At 55.0% G+C, this 21,963-nt stretch carries 20 protein-coding genes; 7 read left to right on the forward strand and 13 right to left on the reverse strand.

The annotated features are described in order from the left end of the window. Positions 1-26 precede the first annotated feature (26 nt). Positions 27-1,370, forward strand: a complete 1,344-nt coding sequence (locus tag AAC086_RS10845; protein ID WP_339778641.1) for a PQQ-binding-like beta-propeller repeat protein — start codon at positions 27-29, stop codon at positions 1,368-1,370. 115 nt (positions 1,371-1,485) lie between these two features. Next, positions 1,486-3,039: a ribosome biogenesis GTPase Der gene (der, locus tag AAC086_RS10850; RefSeq protein WP_339778642.1), complete on the forward strand. Its 1,554-nt coding sequence runs from the start codon at positions 1,486-1,488 to the stop codon at positions 3,037-3,039. 606 nt (positions 3,040-3,645) lie between these two features. Here the strand turns inward: der and AAC086_RS10855 are convergent. Beyond that, positions 3,646-4,494, reverse strand: coding sequence for a MurR/RpiR family transcriptional regulator (locus AAC086_RS10855; RefSeq protein ID WP_339778644.1), 849 nt, complete (start codon positions 4,492-4,494; stop codon positions 3,646-3,648). Between the two features lie 112 nt (positions 4,495-4,606). Between AAC086_RS10855 and AAC086_RS10860 the strand changes: the two genes are divergently transcribed. Genes AAC086_RS10860 through AAC086_RS10875 form a run of 4 tightly spaced genes read left to right on the forward strand, consistent with a single transcriptional unit; the run spans position 4,607 to position 8,688 of the window. Beyond that, complete coding sequence (locus tag AAC086_RS10860) at positions 4,607-5,344, forward strand: 5-formyltetrahydrofolate cyclo-ligase (RefSeq protein ID WP_339778646.1); 738 nt, start codon at positions 4,607-4,609, stop codon at positions 5,342-5,344. 23 nt (positions 5,345-5,367) lie between these two features. Beyond that, positions 5,368-6,357: an ABC transporter substrate-binding protein gene (locus AAC086_RS10865; RefSeq protein WP_339778648.1), complete on the forward strand. Its 990-nt coding sequence runs from the start codon at positions 5,368-5,370 to the stop codon at positions 6,355-6,357. Between the two features lie 2 nt (positions 6,358-6,359). Continuing rightward, positions 6,360-7,127 (forward strand): ABC transporter ATP-binding protein, encoded by a 768-nt coding sequence (locus AAC086_RS10870; protein ID WP_339778649.1) that lies wholly within the window; start codon positions 6,360-6,362, stop codon positions 7,125-7,127. Next, positions 7,117-8,688 (forward strand): ABC transporter permease subunit, encoded by a 1,572-nt coding sequence (locus AAC086_RS10875; protein ID WP_339778651.1) that lies wholly within the window; start codon positions 7,117-7,119, stop codon positions 8,686-8,688. Before AAC086_RS10870 ends, AAC086_RS10875 begins: the two co-directional genes overlap by 11 nt. 64 nt (positions 8,689-8,752) lie before the next feature. Here AAC086_RS10875 and AAC086_RS10880 read toward each other — a convergent pair whose 3' ends face one another. Continuing rightward, entirely contained in the window at positions 8,753-9,796 is a 1,044-nt protein-coding gene (locus AAC086_RS10880; RefSeq protein ID WP_339778653.1) for an aldo/keto reductase, read from the reverse strand. Between the two features lie 100 nt (positions 9,797-9,896). On the opposite strand from AAC086_RS10880, the gene AAC086_RS10885 reads away from it, so the two are divergent. Continuing rightward, entirely contained in the window at positions 9,897-10,811 is a 915-nt protein-coding gene (locus tag AAC086_RS10885) for a LysR family transcriptional regulator (RefSeq protein ID WP_339778654.1), read from the forward strand. Positions 10,812-10,863: 52 nt separating this feature from the next. Here AAC086_RS10885 and AAC086_RS10890 read toward each other — a convergent pair whose 3' ends face one another. The 11 genes from AAC086_RS10890 to rpsR form a co-directional block, all read right to left on the reverse strand. After that, the gene (locus AAC086_RS10890) at positions 10,864-11,577 is read right to left on the reverse strand and encodes an SDR family NAD(P)-dependent oxidoreductase (RefSeq protein ID WP_339778656.1); all 714 of its coding nucleotides are present in this window, start codon (positions 11,575-11,577) and stop codon (positions 10,864-10,866) included. After that, positions 11,574-13,034: an amidophosphoribosyltransferase gene (gene purF / locus AAC086_RS10895; protein ID WP_339778658.1), complete on the reverse strand. Its 1,461-nt coding sequence runs from the start codon at positions 13,032-13,034 to the stop codon at positions 11,574-11,576. The genes AAC086_RS10890 and purF overlap by 4 nt, the downstream gene beginning before the upstream one ends. Positions 13,035-13,274: 240 nt before the next feature. Continuing rightward, on the reverse strand, positions 13,275-13,961 hold the full coding sequence (locus AAC086_RS10900) for a CvpA family protein (RefSeq protein WP_339778659.1): 687 nt from the start codon (positions 13,959-13,961) through the stop codon (positions 13,275-13,277). 114 nt (positions 13,962-14,075) lie between these two features. Continuing rightward, positions 14,076-15,488, reverse strand: a complete 1,413-nt coding sequence (radA, locus tag AAC086_RS10905; protein ID WP_339778661.1) for a DNA repair protein RadA — start codon at positions 15,486-15,488, stop codon at positions 14,076-14,078. Positions 15,489-15,611: 123 nt separating this feature from the next. Next, positions 15,612-16,388: an ATP-binding cassette domain-containing protein gene (locus AAC086_RS10910; RefSeq protein WP_339778662.1), complete on the reverse strand. Its 777-nt coding sequence runs from the start codon at positions 16,386-16,388 to the stop codon at positions 15,612-15,614. A gap of 17 nt (positions 16,389-16,405) precedes the next feature. Next, positions 16,406-17,179: an ABC transporter permease gene (locus AAC086_RS10915; RefSeq protein WP_339778664.1), complete on the reverse strand. Its 774-nt coding sequence runs from the start codon at positions 17,177-17,179 to the stop codon at positions 16,406-16,408. A 58-nt stretch (positions 17,180-17,237) separates the two neighbouring features. Beyond that, positions 17,238-18,359 (reverse strand): alanine racemase, encoded by a 1,122-nt coding sequence (gene alr / locus AAC086_RS10920; RefSeq protein ID WP_339778666.1) that lies wholly within the window; start codon positions 18,357-18,359, stop codon positions 17,238-17,240. 29 nt (positions 18,360-18,388) lie between these two features. Further along, entirely contained in the window at positions 18,389-19,930 is a 1,542-nt protein-coding gene (locus AAC086_RS10925) for a replicative DNA helicase (RefSeq protein WP_339778668.1), read from the reverse strand. A 196-nt stretch (positions 19,931-20,126) separates the two neighbouring features. Further along, positions 20,127-20,720, reverse strand: a complete 594-nt coding sequence (rplI, locus tag AAC086_RS10930; protein ID WP_339778670.1) for a 50S ribosomal protein L9 — start codon at positions 20,718-20,720, stop codon at positions 20,127-20,129. Further along, on the reverse strand, positions 20,720-21,607 hold the full coding sequence (locus tag AAC086_RS10935) for a DUF2232 domain-containing protein (protein WP_339778671.1): 888 nt from the start codon (positions 21,605-21,607) through the stop codon (positions 20,720-20,722). The genes rplI and AAC086_RS10935 overlap by 1 nt, the downstream gene beginning before the upstream one ends. Before the next feature lie 104 nt (positions 21,608-21,711). Continuing rightward, a complete protein-coding gene (gene rpsR / locus AAC086_RS10940) occupies positions 21,712-21,945 on the reverse strand; it encodes a 30S ribosomal protein S18 (RefSeq protein ID WP_085583988.1) in 234 nt (77 codons plus the stop codon). Positions 21,946-21,963: the final 18 nt, after the last annotated feature.

A 21,963-nucleotide genomic window follows, 5' to 3' on the forward strand; every position in this document is an offset into this window, starting at 1 on the left:
CGGGACAGGATTAAAAGGATATGGTTTTGCAATTACACCGTCTGGACCGTTTTAAATCCATTTTTTGCGTATTGGGCTTTGCCGTTCTGGTTTCGGGGTGCTCGAGCTGGATGGGTGAAACTGAAGATCCGCCTTTACCGGGCGAACGGCTGGCGGTTCTGTCGCTGCAAAGCACGCTGGTACCTGATCCCGGTTTGAGCGATCAGAAAGTTGTGCTGCCAAAGCCCCAGGTGCAGGAAGACTGGACCCAGAACGGCGGGGTGCCGAGCCATTCACTGCAACATCTGGCGTTTGATAACGCAACGATGAAAAAGCAGTGGGATGTCAGTATTGGCACAGGGTCGCTTGATCAGGATTTGCTGCTTAATCAGCCTGTGATTGCCAAAGGCGTTGTCTTTACCATTGATGCCGACGCTGATGTGCGTGCTTTTAGTGCCAAAAACGGCAAGCAGATCTGGAGCGTGGATATCACCCCCGATCAGGAAGACGACAGCTCGCTTTTGGGGTCTGGCGTGGCCTATGCCGATGGCATGGTATATGCCACCACCGGTTTTGCCGAAGTCGTTGCCATTGATGCCGCCAGTGCCGAAGTCAAATGGCGCACACGCCTGACTGCGCCGATGCGCGCAGCCCCCACCGTTCGCGGTGGCCGGGTCTTTGTGGTCACGGTTGATAACCAGACTGTGGCATTAAATGCCTATAGCGGCGAAATCCTGTGGAGCCATCGCGGGGCTGCCGAAGGGGCCAGCTTTATGGGCGGTGCCAGCCCGGCGGTTGATCAGGGTGTGGTGATTTCGGCCTATAGCACCGGCGAACTTTATGCCTTGCGGGTCGAAAACGGCCAGGTGATCTGGTCTGATACTCTGGCGTCAGCCGGACGGACGGATGCGGTTTCTGCGATTGCCGATATTCGCGGCCTGCCCGTGATTGACAATGACCTTGTGATTGCCACCAGCAATTCCGGTTTGACCGTTGGTATCGACCTTCGGACCGGTGTTCGTTTGTGGGAAGTTGAAGAAGGTGGTATTCAATCCCCGTGGGTGGCTGGCGATTATGTATTCCTGATATCGAATACCAACGACCTGATTGCCTTGCAGCGGCGTTCGGGACGGGTTAAATGGGTGTCGTCATTGCCGCGCTATGTTGACCCGGAAGACCAAAGCGAAGCGATGGTCTGGACCGGACCGGTTCTGGTGGGGGATCGGTTGATCGTCGGAAACCAGCAGGGTGATGTTGAAACGATTTCACCCTATGATGGTAAAGTTGTCGGAACCGATACGTTGCCAGGGCCGCTGACATTGCCGCCGATTGTTGCCGGGGATACATTGTATTTCTTGACGGCAAATGCGTCGCTGGTTGCTTATCGCTAAAGCGTCGATCAGAATAAGTTTTGAAAGGCTTTGCCTTTCCCTGTTTTTTGCGGGTGCGCCACCGATATATGTATCGTGGCGCACATCGCCGTTTTTATAAAGAGTCTGAAGTCAGATGACCCTGAAAGTTGCCATTATCGGTCGCCCGAATGTCGGGAAATCGACCCTGTTTAACCGCCTGGTGGGCAAGAAGCTTGCACTTGTCGATGACCAGCCCGGTGTCACGCGTGACCGTCGATATGGCAAGGCCCGGCTTGGCCATTTGACGTTTACCGTTATCGACACGGCCGGCCTTGAAGAAGCCTTTGACGGATCTATCGAAGGCAAGATGCGCCAGCAAAGTGAAATCGCGTTTGAAGATTGCGATGTCGCCCTGTTTCTGATTGATGCGCGCGCGGGTCTGTCGCCGCTTGATAATCATTTTGCCGATTGGCTGCGCAAGCGCAAAAAACCGGTTCATGTCATTGCCAACAAACATGAAGGCAAGGCACAGGACCCGGGCCTGTACGAAGCCTATGGACTGGGCTTGGGCGATGTTGCGCCGATTTCGTCGGAACATGGCCAGGGCATGGAACTGTTAATTGATATTTTGCTGCCTTACTGGCAAGACGACCGCCAGAAAGAACGCGATGCCCGCAAGGCAGCCAAGGCAGAACTGGTGCGTTCAACGACGGATGCCAGCGGTGATGAAGACGACACTGGCGACGATATCAGCGATGATGATGTCGACAGCGATTTCGACGACGACGATGTGCCCGATGACATGGGCGACATTCTGACCGTGGCCGAAGAAGATGGCGAATTTGACGAAGAAGACGATGAAGATCTGGACGATTTGCCCCGCGACAAGGGCAAAATCCAGCTTGCTATCATCGGGCGCCCCAATGTCGGTAAATCGACGTTGATGAACCAGCTTCTGAAGGAAAACCGCGTTATGACCGGGCCGCAGGCCGGGTTGACCCGCGATGCGATTGCCGTGGACTGGAGCTTTGACGGGCGCGAGATCCGGCTGGTCGATACCGCCGGGATGCGCCGTAAAAAGAAAATCGATGATCGTGTTGAAAAACTGTCGGTCAGCGATACCTTGCGTGTTATTCGCTATGCGCAGGTTGCGGTTTTGATGATTGATGCCACCAACACCATCGACAAACAGGACCTGACGATTGCGCGTATGGTGCTTGAAGAAGGCCGGGCGTTGATCATCGGGGTCAACAAGTGGGATTTGGTCGAAGACAAGCCCGCCTATATGAAGCACCTTAGCGACACGCTGGAAAGCTCGTTTGCGCAGGCACGCGGCATTCCTGTTGTGACGCTTTCGGCCCTGACCGGGCGCGGCTCAGACCGGATCATGCCGACCGTTCTTGATATTTACGATATCTGGAGCCGCCGCATCCCGACATCCCAGCTTAATCGCTGGCTTGAAGAAATTACCGAACGTCACTTGCCGCCGGTGATTAGTGGCCGCCGCATTCGTCTGCGCTATATGACCCAGGCCAAATCGCGCCCGCCAAGTTTCTTCATTAACTGTTCCAAGGCGGCTGAATTGCCCGAAAGCTATACCCGTTACCTGATTAACGGGCTGCGCGACGATTTTAACATGCCGGGCGTTCCGATCCGCATTTTTGTGCGTAGTAGTGAAAACCCGTTTGCCAAGAAAAAGAAACGCTGACCAAAAACGTTTTGATTCGAAAGTGGCCTTGCACAATGAACGGACCCCCGAAAGTTGGACATCAACCTTCGGGGGTTTTGTCTGTCGGAATGGCATCATCATTATTCTGTGCATGATGGCGTGGCTGTGCCGACAGTTTGCGATATTCCATGGCGCAAAGCTCATGACGCAGCGTTTGCAGGCTGATCCTGATGGCGAATTTATCCCGGCTTGGACGCGCCGTTGCTGCATCCCCTGTGAGTCATCAATCGCGAGCAGTGGCATTACTGATCGCAAACCGGTCAGGTTCCCCCAAGGTGTTAGCATTTTTGTGCCAATGCGCCTGACCGATTTTTTTGTTTCTAAAGCACGTTTCCTTTAATATGACCCATTTTGTTTGATTTTGGCGTGTCGTTTGGCAAGGCACAGCGCGCTGCGCGATGCGGCGCATCGGGCGAGCGGTGTAACGCCGCCAAACACCGCCAAAAACAAACCCTGTGGGCCAGCTCAGTCTGCCGCCTGGCCGCGTCGAAATCCTTGTCCGTAAACCCGTTACGCCCGGCGGGCTTCTCCTTGCCAGGCGTCAGACTGAGCTGGCAAAATGGGTCATATTAAAGGAAAAATGCTTTATTCCATCATGTCGAGTTCTTCGATAATGGCATCAAGGGTTTCGGCACGTTGTTTGACGGCGTCGGGATGTTTGCCAGCATAGGTAATGCCAACCAGACGTAACATTGACAGCATGGTGGCATGGGTGGGCAAAAGGCCGTAATTGGCAACGTGGCAGGGCAGCACAACTTCGGAGAAACGCGCGGCCTGTTGTTCGTAACCATGTTCGGTAATGGTAATAATGCGCATGCGTGATGTGCGGGCATAGGCAATGATCGCGCGCAAAATTTTGGGTCGGGTGTCGAGGGTCAGCAAAATCAGCGCGTCACGTGGGCCTGCCATCGCAAGGTCGCTCGACCAGTCTTCACCAATTCCGGAAATATAGTGAACGTCGTGGCGCAATCGCGACAGCATGGCGCGACCGACTCGGGCGACGCCATCCTCTGCGCCAAAGCCCAAAAACCAGACCCGCGGTGCGGATGACAGAATATCAGCTGTTTCAATCAGCTTGTGCGAGCTTAATTCTTCGAAACTGCGGGTCAGATTGCGTAATTCCAGTTCCAGATGGTCGCCAATCGAGCGGCCCAGAGTCGTTGGCACACCTGAAACAACTGTTTGACGATAGGGTTGTTTTCGGTTGCGTTCGTCGCGCGCTTGTAACCGGATTTCTTCGAAATCGGCATAACCAAGGGTGCGGAAAAAACGTGCCGCCGACGCCTTTGAAACACCGGCAAGATTGGCAAGCTCTGTCGCGGTGTGCGTTTCGATAATATCATGATTTTCAAGGATAACCTGCGCAATTTTCTTTTCTGCACTGGTCAGTTTCGCCTGTTTTTCATGAATTCTAAGGATCAGTCGAGAGGCCATTTTTGTCTCTTGTTGTGGGGGGCATCGTAAATTTTGCTTGACGTTTGAAACAACAGTTTCTTATTTTTGAAACACTGAAACGACAATCAATGAAACGATGCGGGATTGCAAGATGTCAACCTCCAAGGTGATACGCGAAAGAATATGGACGAAGCTGCGCGACGTAGCCAGACCGGACACACGGTTTCATTTGAACTTCGCTGAAGTGATCCCGGATTTTGAAGGATCAGAAGCCGCTGTGGAACGGGTGGTTGCCGAAGAAGCCTACCGGAAATCGGAATTTGCCTTCATCACGCCAGATAATTGCCTGGCCGATTTGCGCCGCCGTATGATCGAGGATGGCAAATCCTTTGTCATGTCAACCTATGGCATTTATCGCGGTTTTCTGTTGATCGAACCGGGCATGGTGCCCAAGGGGGCCGCCCTTTATGCATCCTGGCTTGACGGAATGGAGCATTTTGGCCGCCCGATCACCCTTGAAGAAATCGCCCGGCGGTCCCGGTTTGATTTCATGGTAACCGGGGCTTCGGCTGTGTCGGTCAACGGTGTGCGCTTTGGCAAGGGGCATGGCTTTTTTGACCTTGAATGGGGCATGTTTACCGACCTTGGCCTGGTGGATGAAACAACGCCAGTTACTGCGGTTGTGCATGATGTTCAGGTTGTTGAAGACCAGCTTCAGCCCTCTGAAACCGACATTCTTGTCGATCGAATTGCCACACCGACCCGCATGCTGGAGGTCGGACGGCGGGCGAAACGCCCAAGCGGCGTGAAATGGCCGCTTTTGGACCCAAAACAAATCGAGCAAACGCCCCCCCTTTTGGAGCTTCAACGCATTCAGGGTTTAGCCTGAGCGTTTTATCAAGGAGACTTTCAATGACTTTAAGATTGAATCGCCGCCGTTTTCTGGGCGTTGCTGCGGCGGGTGCGGCTGCCACTGCCGCATCAGCCATGTCTTTTCGTCCCTTTGCTGCCCGTGCCGCGTCGCCGCTGATCCTGCAGGCATCATGGATCAATGATGCCGAGTTTTGCGGTTATTTTCTGGCAATGGATCAGGGTTATTACGGCGATGAGGGGCTGGCTTTTGAATATCTTTCGGGGGGGCCGGATGTTATCCCTGAAAGCACCATCATTGCCAAACGCGCTGATTTAACCCTGACCACGCCCGATACGACCATCAAGGCGATTTCGGAACAGGGCGCACCGTTTAAAATTATTGGCGCACAATATCAGAAAAATCCGATTGGCATTGTCTCGCTTAAATCAAACCCGATGACCAAACCGTCTGATCTGGTGGGGAAAACACTGGCCGTACCGCCGGTGAATGTGATTTCGGTAGAAGCCATGTTGAAGCTGAACGGGATTGACAAGGCGGACGTTAACATCGTGCCTTATGCCTATGATCCAACCCCGCTTTTGCGCGGCGAGATCGATGCCAGCCTCGATTTCACCACCAACGTTCCCTATACGATTTCCCAGCAGGGACACGAGGCCCATTCATTCCTGCTTTATGATTTTGGTTTCACCATTTTCAACGATACCGTTGTGGTAACAGAAGATGTGTTGAAGGAAAAGCGCAAGGAACTGGTTGCGTGGTTACGCGCATCGCGCAAGGGATGGGACGAAAACCTGTCCGACCCGGCAGCGTGGCCGCCGCAATGGAAAGATAGCTGGTTTAAAGGAACCGGCCGGACCATTGACAATGAAATTTATTTCAACAAAGCCCAAAAGCCGCTGATCGAAAGCCCGAACGGCGTTTTTAGCATGTCTGAAAATGACATTGACGCCTGCCTGTCAGCATTGGGCCAAATTGGCATTCAGGGCAATCGCGACATGTTTGATACGACCCTGCTTGAGGAGATCTGATCATGGCCCCCGACGGGATTACACTTTCAGGTGTCAGCAAAACCTTTCGGGGCCGTGGCAAAACGGTCGAGGCGCTCAGGGATGTCTCCCTGAGCTGCCCGGCCGGTTCTTTTACAGCCATCATTGGGCCATCGGGCTGCGGCAAATCAACGGTGATGCGGATTGCACTGGGGCTTGAGGACGCCGATAGCGGCGAGGTCCTGATCGAAGGGCAGGCACCTGCTGCGGCCAGCCGGGCCGGTTTAACCGGCGTGGCGTTCCAGGATGCCGCCTTGCTGCCATGGCGCAGTGTGCGCAAAAATGTCGAAGTCCCGTTAGAGGTTTTGCGTCAAAAACCACAGGACCACAAGGACCAGGTGCAGGCCATGATTGAACTGGTTGGCCTGAAAGGATTTGAAAATTCGCTGCCTGGCGAGCTTTCGGGCGGTATGCGACAGCGCGTTGCCATTGCACGCGCCCTGGTGACGCATCCGCGCGTATTGTTTATGGACGAGCCATTTGGCGCGCTGGACCAGATTTTGCGTCGGCAAATGAATTTGGAACTTCAGCGCATCTGGTTGGAAACCGGATCGACCGCGTTTTTGGTGACACATGGTATTGATGAAGCGGTTTTTCTGGCTGATCGCATCGTAATCATGCATGCCAAACCGGGCCAAATTGCAACAATCTTGGATGTGCCGTTTGACCGCCCCCGCCAGGCCAATCTTTTTTCCGACCCCGACTTTCATCTTATGTGCGATCACGTCGCCGAGGTTTTGCATGTCGGATAGATACAGTGTTTTAAGGGGGCTGCGCACGACAATTATCGTGCTGGTGGTGTGGGAAATTGTCGGCCGTTACGATCTGGTGGCGGGCGGTGCCTTGCCGGGATTTTCGGAAATTCTGATCCGCTTATGGGGGGACCGGGCCGATTATCCACAACATATTATGGCAACGCTTTATGGCTCTGGCATGGGGTTTGTCATTGGCAATCTTCTCGGTGTGCTGGCCGGGGTGGTCTTTGTATTGTCGCCCACGGCGTTGCGCGTTTTTCGCGGCGTGAATATTGCTATTTTCGCCCTGCCACCCATCGCAATTGCCCCCATTCTGGCATTGACGCTGTCGGGGATGACGCCCCGGGTGGTACTGGCAACGCTGGGGGTTTATTTTGTAACCATGACGGCAACCGTTGTGGGGCTTAGCCAGGTTGACAGCCGGGCCGCCGATGTTGTACGGGCCTATGGCGGCAATAAATGGATGATCATGCGGCTGGTGCAATTGCGCGGGGCGGTGCCATCCATTCTTTCAGGGTTTCGGGTGGCGGCCCCCAATGCGGTGCTCGGCGCTATTCTGGCCGAATTTGGCGGCGGGGGCCGTTGGGGCCTGGGCGCTTATTTGCTGGGCTCGCTTGGCCGGGCCGAACCTGATCGGTTGTGGGGCATTGGTCTGGTCGCCACTTCTATTGCCGGGCTGAGTTATTTTATCTTTGCCATGCTATCAACACGGTTAATGGGCGCAAGCCGTGCTGTCACCCTTAATACAGCCATTCCCGATGCGGTAGGGGCCAACAATACAGGTCCTGTGGGCCAGCTGTTCTTGCGTATCGCGACGATTGCCTTGCCGTTTGTTTTATGGTGGGCGTTTATTCGTTTGCTTAATGTGCCGACCATGATTTCGAAAACCCCGTGGGGCGTGGTGGATTATCTGTTTTTGTCGCCAGCGGCGCAAAATGCGCAGCAACGGCTGTGGTCTGCCATTTATGAAACCTTGCCCATTACCTTTGTCGGCATGGCGGCAGGGTTGCTTTTTGCCTTTGTGCTGGCCATTTCCACACGGTTGTTTCCCAAAATACTGAACGCCTTTATGCCCGTTGCCCTTGTAACGCAAACAATGCCGTTGGTCGCTTTAACACCATTGCTGGTTTTAGTGCTGGGGCGTGGGGTGTCGCTGACTTTGTGGGTGACTATCTCGGTAACGTTTTTTCCGGCCTTTGTGACGCTGGCACAGGGCATTGCCATGGTACCTAAAGGGGCCCGGGAATTGCCGCAGGCTTATGGGGCATCGGCATGGCAGGAAATGCGCATTGTGACCATCCCGGCATCCTTGCCATATTTGTTCGCCGCAACCCGGTTAACCGTGCCACGGGCCTTGCTTGGGGTGATGATTGCGCAATGGCTGGCGACCGGGCGCGGGTTGGGCAATTTGCTTAACCAGTCGCGCGGATATCTGGATTACGGCATGATCTGGACGGTGGCGGTATTTTCTGTGTTGTTATCGGTGCTGTTTTATCAGGTGGTGGTGGTTCTCGAACGCCGGGTGCTGAAACGTTTGGGGATGCAAACGGCAGAGTAAATCAAGAATTTGGCCGATCAAAACGGGGACGCGATGGTCCCCGTTTTGCCATTTGATGATTGCGTCAGGTCGCGGGGATTAACGGCGGGTTGAGGCGCGCAAACCCTTCCTGTATGTAATAGGGGTAATGGGGATAGGGCGGCTGGCGTTTGCTGACGGTGTCCAGGCGGCGGATGTGATCTGCACTTAAGGCCCATCCAGCAGCCCCCAGGTTGTCGCGCAATTGTTGCTCGTTGCGCGCACCAATAATGACGGACGAGACGGTTGGGCGTTGCAATAACCAGTTAAGGGCGATTTGTGGTACTGACTTGCTGGTTTCCTCTGCGATCTCGTCTAGCACGTCAATAATGTCATAGAGCATGTTGTTATCAACCGGGGGGCCATATTGTGCCGTTTCGTGTAAACGGCTGCCTGCCGGTATGGGGGAACTGCGCCGTATTTTTCCCGTCAGGCGGCCCCAACCAAGCGGGCTCCAAACAATAGCGCCAATCCCCTGATCCCGTGCCATCGGCATCAGGTCCCATTCATAATCCCGCCCGATCAGGGAATAATAAACCTGATGGGCAACATGGCGGCTATAGCCGCGCAATTGGGCCGTCCCTTGTGATTTCATAATTTGCCAACTGGCAAAATTTGAAACGCCGCTATAACGTATTTTTCCGACTTTTCGTAAAGTATCAAGCGTTTCCATAACCTCTTCTGCGGGGGTAAAGGCATCAAAGGCATGAAGCTGTAACAGGTCGATATAATCAGTCCCCAGCCGTTTCAACGCGGCTTCGACCGCGCCAATCAAGCGGTGGCGCGATGTGCCGTAATCATTGGGGCCGTCTCCCATTGGCAGCGCCAGTTTGGTTGACAGAATGATTTTGTCCCGACGCCCCCTGATGGCCTCGCCCAGGATTTGCTCTGAGGCGCCGTTTGAATAGACATCTGCGCTGTCAAACATGTTCAGGCCTGCCTCAAGGCAAATATCAATCAAGCGGGTCGCTTCTTTTACATCGGTGGTGCCCCACGCGGAAAAAAGCGGGCCTTGTCCGCCAAAGGTACCCGCGCCAAAGCTCAGGGCGGGAACGCGTAGACCAGATTGGCCCAGTTGCCTGTATTCCATCGAAATCTCCATCCATAATATGTATTTGGCGCAACTATGGACATCACAATGATTTTCAACTATCGGTAAATCAGGAAAATTATTTGTGAGCTGAATTCACATGGGACGACTTGACACCAACCGGTCTGGCGAGATGGAGGTCTTTATTCGCGTGGTTGAAAGGAATGGTTTTTCTGCCGCTGCCCGCGATTTTAACATGACCCCTTCGGCGGTAAGCAAGCTGGTTGGTCGGTTGGAAGACCGGTTACGGGTGCGGTTGTTTAACCGGTCGACACGCAAGTTGCATTTAACCCCGGAAGGGAAGCGGTTTTATCAACGTGCTGTATCCGTGATCGCCGATCTTGATGATGCCGAACAGGACGCGGCCCTTGCCTTATGCCCCCGGGGGCGATTGCGAATCAGCGTTAATATGCCGGTCGGCCTGCATCGTTTGTTGCCTTTGCTGCCCGCATTTCAGCGCGCCTATCCTGAAATCACCCTTGATGTGACGGTGAGTGACAAGGTGGTCGATCTCTATGAGGAGCGTGCCGATATTGCCATTCGCAGTGGACCGATGCCGTCATCAGGGTTGATTGCGCGAAAATTGGGTCTTTGCCGGATGGCGATTGTCGCGGCATCCGATTATTTGACACGATATGGATGCCCGAAAACGGTGGCGGACCTTCGGGATCATGTTTTGATCGGGTATAATTTTATGCGTGCCAAGGCGGAATGGCCGTTCAAGGTGGATGGAATGATGGAAACGGTGATGCCGGGCGGCATTATGGATGTTGGCGATGCAGAAAGTGCACGCCATCTTGCCATAGCCGGGGGCGGCGTTGCGCGTTTGGCCCGTTTTCATGTTGAACAGGATGTAAAGGCCGGTCGGCTGGTGGAAATTTTGGCGGATTATTATCCCGGTAATGCCTGCGGCGGGGTGGAAATTAATGCCGTTTACATCGGAGGTGGGGGGCACTTGCCCGCGCGTGTGCGAGCATTTCTGGATTTTTGCAGCGAAAATATGCCGCTGGAATAAAAAAGCCGGGCCGATATTTGGCGGCCCGGCTTTGATTCTTATGTGAACTGACTTAGCTCGCGGTGACGATTTCACCGTGCCGGGTGCAGTCCTCGACGGCCAGATCAACGAAAACATCGGTGATGCTTTCGGGGGTGGGCAATGTTTCGGGGTTTTCACCAGGATAGGCGGCGGCCCGCATGGTGGTGCGGATGCGGCCGGGATTAACCAGATTGACCTTTACCGTGCTGTCATCCATTTCCTGGGCATAAGATAGCACCAACGCCTCAAGTGCGGCCTTGGTGGCGGCATAAAGGCCCCAATAGGCGCGGCCCTTGGCCGACGCGCCCGATGTGACGAAAATGGCCCGTCCGGCATCGGCAAGGCGCAGCAATTTATCAACACTGCGGATCAGGCGGAAATTGGCGGTGACATTGACAGCAAGGGTATTTTCAAACATTTGCGTATCAATATGCCCCACCGGGGCCAGTTCACCTAAAACGCCAGCATTGCCAACCACGATGTCAAGCTTGCCAAACCGTTCGTAAATCGACGCCCCCATGGCGTCAATTTTTTCATACATGGTTAAATCAAGCGGTAATAAAACGGCTTTGCCGCCTTCCGCCCGGATTTCGTCATCAAGTTCTTCAAGGGCACCAACATTGCGGCCCAGGGCGATGACTTCGGCCCCTTCGGCGGCAAACCGTTTGGCAATCGCACGGCCAATGCCATGCGATGCCCCGGTTACCAGCGCAACTTTGCCTTCAAGGCGTTTTGGGACGCTCATGCGGACTGCCTTTCGACCAATTGCGACAATTTCCGATCCTTGTTTTCCGCCTGATGGTCAACCAGACGAATGGGATAGTCGCCGGTAAAGCAGGCATCGCAGAATGCCGGGTTTGCGGCATCGCGGCCAGGCAGGCCGGTGGCACGATACAAGCCGTCGATGCTGACAAAGGCCAGGCTGTCGACGCCAATCATTTTCGCCATTGTTTCAATGTCGTAATTGGCTGCCATCAGCTTTTCTTTTGACGGGGTATCAACGCCGTAAAAACAGGGATTTGCGGTGGGCGGGCTGGTGATCCGCATATGCACTTCGGCGGCACCCGCCGCGCGGACCAGTTCGACGATCTTGGTCGATGTGGTGCCGCGTACGATGGAATCGTCCACCAGAATAACGCGTTTGCCCTTTAGCTTGCCGGGGTTGGCGTTATGTTTCAGCTTCACACCAAGATGGCGGATCTGATCGGTCGGCTCGATAAAGGTCCGGCCCACATAATGGTTTCGGATAATGCCCAGTTCAAACGGGATGCCGGATTCTTCGGCATAGCCCAGTGCGGGCGGCACGCCGGAATCGGGAATTGGCACCACCACATCGGCCTCGACCGACGATTCACGGGCCAGTTCGCGGCCAATGCTTTTGCGCACGTCATAAACGCTGGAGCCTTCGACAATGCTGTCGGGGCGGGCGAAATAGACATGTTCAAAAATGCAAAAGCGCGATTTGACCGGTTTGAACGGTTTGGTCGACCGGATACCGGAATCGGTGATTTCAACAATTTCGCCCGGTTCAACATCGCGAATGAACTCGGCACCGACAATGTCGAGGCCAACGGTTTCAGATGAGAATATGTACGAGTCGTTGAGCTTGCCCAGCACCAGCGGACGCACGCCTAACGGGTCCCGCACGCCGATCAGTTTTTTCTGGGTCATCACGACCAGGCTGTAGGCCCCCTCAACCTGACGCAAGGCATCGATCAGGCGATCGACGATCTTTTCATACAGGCTGGTGGCGATCAGGTGAATGAACACCTCGGTATCGGCGGTAGACTGGAAAATAGAACCACGGCGTACCAGGCGGTCACGCACGGCAAGGGCATTGGTCAGATTGCCGTTATGGGCAATGGCCAGGCCGCCAAATTCAAAATCGGCGAACAGGGGTTGAACGTTACGAAGGCCCTTGCCGCCTGCGGTGGAATAGCGCACATGGCCAACGGCCCGGTGCCCTTGCAGGCTTTTAATGACGTCCTGGGACCCGAAAATGTCGCCAACCTGGCCTGACGCCCGATGGGCGGGAAAGTCAGATCCGTCGTAAGAAACAATACCCGCCGCTTCTTGCCCGCGATGCTGAAGGGCATGCAGGCCAAGGGCCGTTAAGGCCGCCGCATCGGGCGAGCCAAAAACGCCAAAAACGCCACACTCTTCGCGTAGCTTGTCGTCATCGAATGGATTGGTGGTCAGCATGAGTGGGTTCCGCTCTCTCGCCGGTGGCGCCTGTTGGATGCCGCGCGCGTTAACGAAATCCCGACGCCTCACTCGTTGGGGATCGCCACCAGGGGCAATCCATATCTTCGCGCGTGGGCGTTTTATAACGCTTTTGAGGTTTTGGTCCAGAACCTTTTATGGCTCCGGGGGCGGTTAGGCCTGCGGCAATGAAATTTATAACTGTTTTGGTGTATCATAAAACGGCTGCGTTACAATCCATCATTGCTGCGTAACAGCATCGATCAGGCGGTTTTTTGCGTCGATTTCTTCCTGGGTATAGCCTTTGATCTGCGCCGATTCCTTACCTTTTGGCGTCGGCCCCAGCAATTTGCGATAGGTGTCATCGCGCGCATCGGCCTCGCGCTGGGCGCGGGCTATTTCTTCGCTGGTGGTATCAAACAGCGCATCGGGCATGGCAGCCTTGATCAAATAGGCACCCTCCTGCAAGACAGGGCGGGTGCGGGCCGTTTGCACCCACATCGGTTGCTGGCTGGGTGGCATTAACCATGACAGAGCGATATAGGCGATGCACACCACCAAAGCGCCGCGCACCAGACCAAACACAAAACCCAGCGTGCTATCGAGGCTATCCAGACCTGAGTTTTGCACGGCCTTGGCAATCCTGCCACTGATAAAGGAAAAAATCAGAAACGCGATTAAAAACAGGCCAATGCCCGTGGCCAGATCGGCGATCAGTTGGGAGGGGATCAATTCGCGCACATAGGGGCGTGCAACCGGATAACCATAAAGGGCCGTCACCCCGGCACCGACCCAGCCCAGCATAGACAGGCTTTCATGCACAAAGCCGCGAAAAAACGCAAACAGCCCCGATAGCAGCACAATGGCGACAACCACCAGATCAAAGACGTCTCTGGCCCCCAATTCGGAGAGGAAGGAAAAATCCATTCTGTGCAGATCCTGTTATGGCTTTGCGCGGGCAATTCCTGCGCCAAAGGGTCGGAATAGGGGGTGTTAACGTGCAAGGCAAGGGTGATACGCCCGTCGGGGCGAACAGACGATTTAATACATGCCTTCGCGCGGACGCACCTTTTCACGCACATCTTGCCCGAATAAATTTACCAAATCCTGAAGATGGACGATTTCGATCTGTTTTAAGCCCTTGACGGTCAGTTTCTTTTTTGCCGTTTGGCCCTGTCGGGGGACATAACCATTAACAAAGCCCAGTTTGGCGGCCTCTTTTAAGCGGGCTTCTGTTTGGCCGACGGGCCGGACTTCGCCAGACAGGCCAACTTCGCCGACAATGACGGTTTCGGCGGGGACTGGCGTGTCGGCCACGGCGGAAATCAGCGCGGCGGCCACGGCCAGGTCGGCGGCGGGTTCGCCCACGCGCAGGCCACCGGCAACGTTCAGGTAAACATCAAACTGGCTAAGCGGCAGCCCGCACCGGGCGTCAAGCACGGCTAAAATCATGTTCATGCGGGCCGAATCCCAGCCAACAACCGCCCGGCGCGGGGTGGCCAATGCCGATTGTGCCACCAGTGCCTGAATTTCCACCAGCATCGGGCGCGTTCCTTCAAGCCCGGCGAAAACGGCTGTGCCACTGACGGGGGCATCGCGATCCGCCAAAAACAGGGCCGAGGGATTGGGCACTTCGACCAGCCCGGCATCGCCCATTTCAAACACGCCAATTTCGTCGGTCGCGCCAAAACGGTTTTTTACCGCGCGCAAAATGCGGAACTGATGGCCGCGTTCGCCTTCAAAATACAAAACCGTGTCGACCATATGTTCCAGTACGCGGGGGCCGGCAATTTGCCCTTCCTTGGTGACATGACCGACCAGAATAACGGCAAAACCCTTGCGTTTGGCCAGCCGGATCAGCTCCAGCGCACAGGCGCGCACCTGGGAGACGGTGCCTGGCGCGCTATCAAGGGTGTCGGCATACATGGTTTGAATAGAATCGATAATCACGACTTCGTGGCTGCTTTGCTCCAGGGTGGCGATAATGTCGCGCAGGCTGGTGGCGGCGGCAAAATCGACCTTGGATTTTTCCAACCCCAGGCGCGCGGCGCGCATACGCACCTGATCAACCGCTTCTTCGCCCGATATATAGGCGCATTTATGCCGGGCAGCCAGCACGCCAACGGCCTGTAACAGGATAGTGGATTTACCAATACCCGGGTCACCGCCCACCAGCAGGGCCGATCCCGGGACCAACCCGCCGCCGCAGGCCCGGTCCAGTTCGGCAATGCCGGTGATGATGCGGGGCGGGCGCGCACTTGTTCCCTCAAGGGCGACAAAATCCAGCGGTTTGCCGCGCGGGCCGGTGGTGATGGCACCGGTGGCTTTAGGGCCGGTTTCAACCCGTTCTTCTTCGATGGTGTTCCATGAATCACAGGCATCGCAATGCCCGGTCCATTTCCGGTATTCAGCACCGCAATTCTGGCAGATGAATCGGCTTTGGGTTTTTGCCACAAAAAGCTCCGCTGACTGAAATGACTGGGCTGGCAAGGCATGATCGGTTTGGTACCGTGCAGGCGATCTGATATCGTAGGCCGTACCGCTACGCTTTGACCTTAAACCAAAGAACGGACCGGATTAAAGATGCTTTAAATCCAGTTCAAGCGGGCCTTCGATGTTACCCGATATAAATTGCGCCAGATAGGGATTGTCGCTGTGTTCGACATCGGCAACAGGACCATCCCATATGATTTTGCCCTGATAGAGAAAAGCAATGCGATCGGCAATTTTGCGGGCACTGGTCATATCATGGGTGATGGTCAGCGCGCAGGCACCAAGGTCGCGGGTGCATTTGACAATCAGATCGTTAATGATGTCGCCCATGATCGGATCAATGCCGGTGGTGGGTTCGTCAAAAAACAGAATTTCAGGTTCGGTCGCAATGGCGCGGGCAAGGCCAACCCGTTTTTGCATGCCGCCAGAAAGCGATGCCGGTGAAACATTCGCCATTTCCGCGCCCAGCCCAACATCGGCCAGACGGGCAATGGCAATGTCATAGGCCTTTTTACGGTCCATGCCCTGTCCTTCGATCAGGCCAAAGGCGACATTTTCCCAAACGGGCAGGGAATCAAACAGGGCAGCACCCTGAAACAGCATGCCGGTTTTTGCCAGCATCGCGTCCTGTGCACTGCGGTTGGCACCGATCATTTCAACACCGTCAATTTTGATCGAGCCACTGTCCGGGGTCAGTAACCCCAGAATGCATTTCAGGGTAACGGATTTGCCTGTTCCCGATCCGCCGATAATGGCCACCGATTCGCCAGCAGCAACATCGAGATTGATCCCTTGCAGGACCTTCTTGGCACCAAACCCCTTGTGAAGGTCGTGCAGGCTGATTTTCGGGCTGTTTGACATAGGTTTGCGGCCCTGAATTAGCGAACAAAAAACAGTTCGGTCACGATGTAATTGGCAATCAGGATCAGGATGGAACTTGAGACCACGGCATTGGTGGTTGCCTGGCCAACGCCCTGGGCACCGCCACGTGAATAATAACCGTGATAGCACCCCATCAAGGTAATCAGAAAGCCAAATATCGTCGCCTTGACCAGCCCAGAGACCACATCAAGCGTTTCAAGATACTGGAAGGTGTTCTGGATATAAGCGCCGGAATTAAACGAAAGTTTGTTCACCCCAACCATATATCCACCCAATACACCGAGGATGTCACCGATAAAAACCAGAATGGGCAGGGTAACAATCCCGGCGATAACACGCGGTACCACCAGATATTTAAACGGGTTGGTCGACAGGGTTACCAGGGCGTCAATTTGTTCGGTGACGCGCATGGTGCCAATTTCAGCGGCAATGGCGGCCCCAACGCGGCCCGCAACCATCAGCCCGGCCAGAACCGGCCCCAATTCACGGGTTATGGAAATAACAACCACGGTGGCAACGGCACTTTCGGCCGAAAACCGTGAAAACCCTGAATAACTTTGCAAGGCCAGAACCATGCCCGCAAAAAGCGTTGTCATCGCCACCACAGGCAGCGAGAAATAGCCGATTTCGCACATTTGTTTCAGGATCAGCCGGAAATAGAAGCGCGGCGTCACACAATGAAAAAGCGTTCTGACAGCAAAAACCGTAACCCGGCCGACGACAGCCAGAAATGCAAGAAATATCCGGCCTATCGGCGCTAAGATCGGCATCTGGGGTGTTATTCCCTTGTTTTGGGCGATGTCTGGCGGGGCGCAGTGCCGATCCAGATCAACCTTCGGTGTAAACCCGCTGATAACGATGACCCAGCGAGGTCAGGATTTCGTAGCCGATGGTACCGGACATGGTGCCAATATCATCAACAGTGCAGTCTTTACCCAGCAAGGTTACATCATCGCCAGCTTTCAGTTTGTCTTCCGGCACATCGGTCACATCCATGCCAAAGGCATCCATCGAAACACGACCCACCATTGGCGTTTGAATGCCGCCGATTTTAAGTTTCCCGGCATTGGAAAGGTGGCGCAACCAGCCATCGGCATAACCTGCCGCGACGGTCGCAATCCGCGACGGCCGTTCGGCGCGCCAGGACGCACCGTATCCGACCGACTCTCCGGTGTCAATCTGACGCAATTGCAAGACCTTGGCTGTTAACGTGACCACAGATCGCATGGGATTGGTTTTTTCCGGTGTCGGGTTGCCCCCCCACAGGGCATAACCGGGACGGCAAAATTCCAGGTGATAATCTGTATGCCGGAAAATGGCCGATGAATTGCAAAATCCACGCGGGGCAGGCGGCAGGCGACGATACCATTTCATGAACAGATTATATTGCTCACGGGTAATCGGACTTTCGGCTTCGTCAGCGGCGACCGGATGGGTCATATAGCCTGCTTTTTCAAAGCCATAAAGCAATTGGGACCGTCTTTCGACCAGGTCCTGCATGTCGCGCGGTGACAGGCCGGTTCGGTTCATACCGGTATCAAGATGGATAAAGGCCGGTGCCGGGCGTTCATATTCGCGGCACAGGTTGGACCAGCGTTCGATCTGGCCGAGATCATTGAGAACCGGGATAACATCGTTTTCGATGAAAAATTCTTCGTCACCGGGCATCAGGCCGTTAAAAACAGCAATGCGCCCGCCGCCGCGCAACAGCGGAAACAGGTCGGCGGCTTCGTTGGCATGGGCCACAAAGAACAGGCGGCAGCCTTGTTTTTTCAACACCGGGACAATGGCCCTGGCACCCAGCCCATAGGCGTCAGCCTTGACGACAGCCCCCATGGTGCGGCCGGTATATTCTTTTTGCAGACGCTGATAATTTTCAGCGATTGCTCTGAGATTGATCTCCAGCTGTGCGCAATCTGCTGCACGGCCGGGGGCGGGTAGGACGCTCATTGGCTAAACCCCGTTATCTGCATAGTGGCTTATTCGTCTAGGTCTTCGGCGATATGGTCAAGATCGCCAAACTTGGTAAAGTTGCCGTCAAAGAACAGCCGGACATTGCCAACCGGGCCATGTCGCTGCTTGGCAACAATAACTTCGGCGGTGTTGTAAACCTGGTTCAGGCGATCTTGCCACTGGGAATAGCGTTCGCCAAATTTGTCGGTCGATTCTTCAGGCTTCTGTGCCGGTTCAGCGCGTTCGAGATAATATTGTTCACGATAGATAAACATTACCACGTCGGCGTCCTGCTCGATCGAGCCGGATTCACGCAAGTCCGACAATTGCGGGCGTTTATCGTCACGTTGCTCAACCGCACGCGAAAGCTGTGACAGGGCCAAAACCGGGCAGCCCAGTTCCTTGGCGATCGCTTTGAGCGAACGGGTGATTTCCGAAACTTCCTGAACACGGCCATCGCCGCGAAAGTTGGTTGGCGGGGCCAGCAGCTGAAGGTAATCGACGACGATCATGGCAAGGCCGTGCTGGCGTTTCAGCCGACGACAGCGTGTGCGCAAGGTTGACACCGGTAGTGCTGGCGTATCGTCGATATAAAGCGGGACCGTGTTTAATTCGCGCGAGGCAATGACAAGACGTTCAAAATCGTCCTCGTTCAGATCACCACGGCGCATATTATCGCCCGAAACCTCGGCGGCCTGCGAAAGCAGACGCCCGGCAAGCTGTTCGGCCGCCATTTCAAGCGAGAAAACGGCAATCGCGCCGGTGCGAAGTTCGTCAAACTGGTCTTCGCCGCTCGCCCGGGTTTTGTGCGACGAGATGGCGGCGTTAAACGCAACGTTCATGGCAAGGGCGGTTTTACCCATTGACGGGCGCCCGGCCAAAATCAAAAGGTCCGAGGGATGCAGGCCGCCCAGTTTGCGGTCGATATCGCGAAGGCCGGTGGTAACACCAACCACCTTGCCGGCATTTTTATAGGCGTGTTCGACATTTTCAACGGCCCGGGTCAGGGCCGCGCCAAAGCCGATAAAACCTGATTCAGCCGCGCCAGCTGTGGCTAACGAAAACAGGCGTTGTTCGGCATTTTCAATCTGGTTGCCCGCATCGGCTTCAAGTTCGTACTGATAGGCTTCGTTGACAACGGACTCGCCAATGTCAATCAGTTCGCGGCGCAAATACAGGTCATAGACCAGCTTGCCATAGTCCCCGGCATTAATGACCGAAACCATGTTGTTGGAAAGTTCGGCCAGATATTGCGCGCCGCCAATTTCGGCCAGGTGTTCATCCTGACGAAAAAAGGCCGACAGGGTGACCGGGTTGGCTAATTGTCCGCGTTCGATCAGCTTGCCACAGGCTTCAAAGATGCGTCCGTGACGGGCATCGGCAAAATGTTCGGGGCGCAGGATATCCGAAACGCGCTCATAGGCGGCATTATTGTTGAGAATGGCTCCCAAAAGCGCAGCCTCCGCCTCGAAATTGTGAGGCGGCATACGTTCAAGCGGAAGATGATGGTTGGAACCGTCGTCTGCATCCATTGGCGCAAACAGGGCATCAAGCTGGGGATCATTCATGATGGCGGAGCGTACCAGTCATCCTGTTGAGCTGAAAGTGTAAAACCATCGTGGTCATAGCGGGTATACCGTAACCGCAATGGTTGGGATACAGGGTGTTTTTTACATGGACGCATTAAAGTGTTGATCGGGCAAAAAGAAAACGGCGCATCCGCAAGGACGCGCCGTTTTCACAAAACAGGTTTGGCAACACCAATCAGGCGTTGGCTTCTGCTGCTTCTTCTTCGCCTTGAGCTTCCAGTTCTTCTTCGGATGCTTCTTCTTCAGCGAGGGCTTCTTCTTCTTCCATCTCTTCGATGGTGCCAAGAACAGCCGCACCTTTACGAATCTGCTCTGCGGCATCTTCTTCGGTACGGGCGACGTTGGCGGTAACCGTGATCAGGACTTCCGGGTGCAGTGCGACGGCAACGTCATGCAGGCCCAAAGACTTGATCGGGGTTTCCAGGCGAACCTGGCTACGTGAAACGGTGCAACCTGATGCGGTAACGGCAGCCGCGATATCGCGTGCGGTAACCGAGCCGTACAGATGACCAACGTCAGAAGCCTGGCGAACCAGGGTCACAGCCAGATTGCCAAGCTTGTCAGCAACAGCCTGGGCTTCCGAACGGCGTTCCAGGTTGTCAGCTTCAAGCTGTGCTTTCTGTGCTTCGAAAACAGCAAGATTTGCCTTGTTTGCACGCAGGGCCATGCCCTGGGGCAGCAGGCGGTTGCGGGCGTGGCCCGGCTTTACGGTGACAACGTCACCCATCTGGCCGAGTTTTTCTACCCGCTGGAGCAGAATAACTTCCATCACCGATCCTCCTCATTGCTACGGGTCATCGGTTCTTTCCCCCGCAGCCTGATTAAATGCTCAACAATTCCAAGTCCGGTGATCGCAACAAACGACCAACTAGACAGAACCGCGACGATGTAGAACACCGTCAGAATCATACGTTTTTGCGGCCATCGGGCTGCCTGCCCGTGCACCAGCGCCAATCCCTGAAACAGGAACGGCACCGCCAGTACAACCGCGACGTTGCGTGCCATATAGGCCAGGTTGCCATCGCTAAACGCGATGGATGCCCCGGCCAGGGCAAACACAAACATTGACCAGCCAGGTAAACTCAGTGACGCCAAGCTGGGCGTCGGGCGCAGGTTTTTCCCTGCGCGCACCAGAATTGCCTGTGCAATCATGACATTGACCAGCACCATCAGATACCAGGACAACGCCGCAATCGCCGGGAAGTATGTCTGGAACATCACAATGATCTGCTGAACATCCGGCGTTAGCGGAACGCCCATCTCAGTATACATTGTCGAGAGGAAGTGAGCGATCACTCCCTGAATATCCAGACCATCCGCCGCAACAGTTGCCAGGATGACAATCATCATCACAGAAACGGCCAGGGCCATGGCGGCCAAAATGATCCCAGGCTGAATAAACGCCGGTTTCCCGGAGTCGTCAGCCCGCATTATAAGCGCCACGCGGGTCAACATCGTCGCTGGTCCGGCGATCACGACCAAAAAGACCGTGAACGGCAGAACGCCCCCTAAAAGAAGAAGGGCGACACATGCCGCAATTGCCGCAACCAGCAGGCTTTTGGGTCCACGCCACAATCCGATAACGAAAAGGGGCAGGTGCCCGAAATAGGAAAGCAGCAGCGCTAGCGGATTTCCGGTCAACACCAGCAAAAACAAAAGCGCACTGCCCAGTCCTGCTCCGATTGACGTTAGGGTATCACGCGAAGACATCAGCTACTCCGTTGGCCGAGACCGCAAAACAAAGTCTCTTGCCGACTGCCTCAGACCTGGTCTGAGTAGGGCAGCAGCGCCAGGAAACGAGCGCGTTTGATGGCTTTTGAAAGCTCACGCTGTTTCTTGGCCGAAACGGCCGTGATACGGCTCGGAACGATCTTGCCGCGTTCGGAAACGAAACGCTGCAACAGTTTGACATCTTTGTAGTCGATCTTCGGCGCATCCGCACCCGAGAACGGGCAGGTTTTGCGGCGACGGAAAAACAGACGACGTCCAGCCATAGTATATCCTCCTCGTTA

This window comes from uncultured Thalassospira sp. (genome assembly GCF_963976115.1).
Lineage (GTDB): Bacteria > Pseudomonadota > Alphaproteobacteria > Rhodospirillales > Thalassospiraceae > Thalassospira.

What these genes read in the sequence shown, in the direction of transcription:
- purF (WP_339778658.1), bottom strand. Translation starts at nt 13,034, where the DNA reads ATGCTGACCACCAATCCATTCGATGACGACAAGCTACGCGAAGAGTGT.
- AAC086_RS10880 (WP_339778653.1), bottom strand. Translation starts at nt 9,796, where the DNA reads ATGGAATACAGGCAACTGGGCCAATCTGGTCTACGCGTTCCCGCCCTG.
- AAC086_RS10865 (WP_339778648.1), top strand. Translation starts at nt 5,368, where the DNA reads ATGACTTTAAGATTGAATCGCCGCCGTTTTCTGGGCGTTGCTGCGGCG.
- AAC086_RS10910 (WP_339778662.1), bottom strand. Translation starts at nt 16,388, where the DNA reads ATGTCAAACAGCCCGAAAATCAGCCTGCACGACCTTCACAAGGGGTTT.
- rpsR (WP_085583988.1), bottom strand. Translation starts at nt 21,945, where the DNA reads ATGGCTGGACGTCGTCTGTTTTTCCGTCGCCGCAAAACCTGCCCGTTC.
- rplI (WP_339778670.1), bottom strand. Translation starts at nt 20,720, where the DNA reads ATGGAAGTTATTCTGCTCCAGCGGGTAGAAAAACTCGGCCAGATGGGT.
- AAC086_RS10885 (WP_339778654.1), top strand. Translation starts at nt 9,897, where the DNA reads ATGGGACGACTTGACACCAACCGGTCTGGCGAGATGGAGGTCTTTATT.
- AAC086_RS10915 (WP_339778664.1), bottom strand. Translation starts at nt 17,179, where the DNA reads ATGCCGATCTTAGCGCCGATAGGCCGGATATTTCTTGCATTTCTGGCT.
- AAC086_RS10860 (WP_339778646.1), top strand. Translation starts at nt 4,607, where the DNA reads ATGTCAACCTCCAAGGTGATACGCGAAAGAATATGGACGAAGCTGCGC.
- AAC086_RS10900 (WP_339778659.1), bottom strand. Translation starts at nt 13,961, where the DNA reads ATGGATTTTTCCTTCCTCTCCGAATTGGGGGCCAGAGACGTCTTTGAT.
- der (WP_339778642.1), top strand. Translation starts at nt 1,486, where the DNA reads ATGACCCTGAAAGTTGCCATTATCGGTCGCCCGAATGTCGGGAAATCG.
- AAC086_RS10870 (WP_339778649.1), top strand. Translation starts at nt 6,360, where the DNA reads ATGGCCCCCGACGGGATTACACTTTCAGGTGTCAGCAAAACCTTTCGG.
- alr (WP_339778666.1), bottom strand. Translation starts at nt 18,359, where the DNA reads ATGAGCGTCCTACCCGCCCCCGGCCGTGCAGCAGATTGCGCACAGCTG.
- AAC086_RS10855 (WP_339778644.1), bottom strand. Translation starts at nt 4,494, where the DNA reads ATGGCCTCTCGACTGATCCTTAGAATTCATGAAAAACAGGCGAAACTG.
- AAC086_RS10890 (WP_339778656.1), bottom strand. Translation starts at nt 11,577, where the DNA reads ATGAGCGTCCCAAAACGCCTTGAAGGCAAAGTTGCGCTGGTAACCGGG.
- AAC086_RS10875 (WP_339778651.1), top strand. Translation starts at nt 7,117, where the DNA reads ATGTCGGATAGATACAGTGTTTTAAGGGGGCTGCGCACGACAATTATC.
- AAC086_RS10925 (WP_339778668.1), bottom strand. Translation starts at nt 19,930, where the DNA reads ATGAATGATCCCCAGCTTGATGCCCTGTTTGCGCCAATGGATGCAGAC.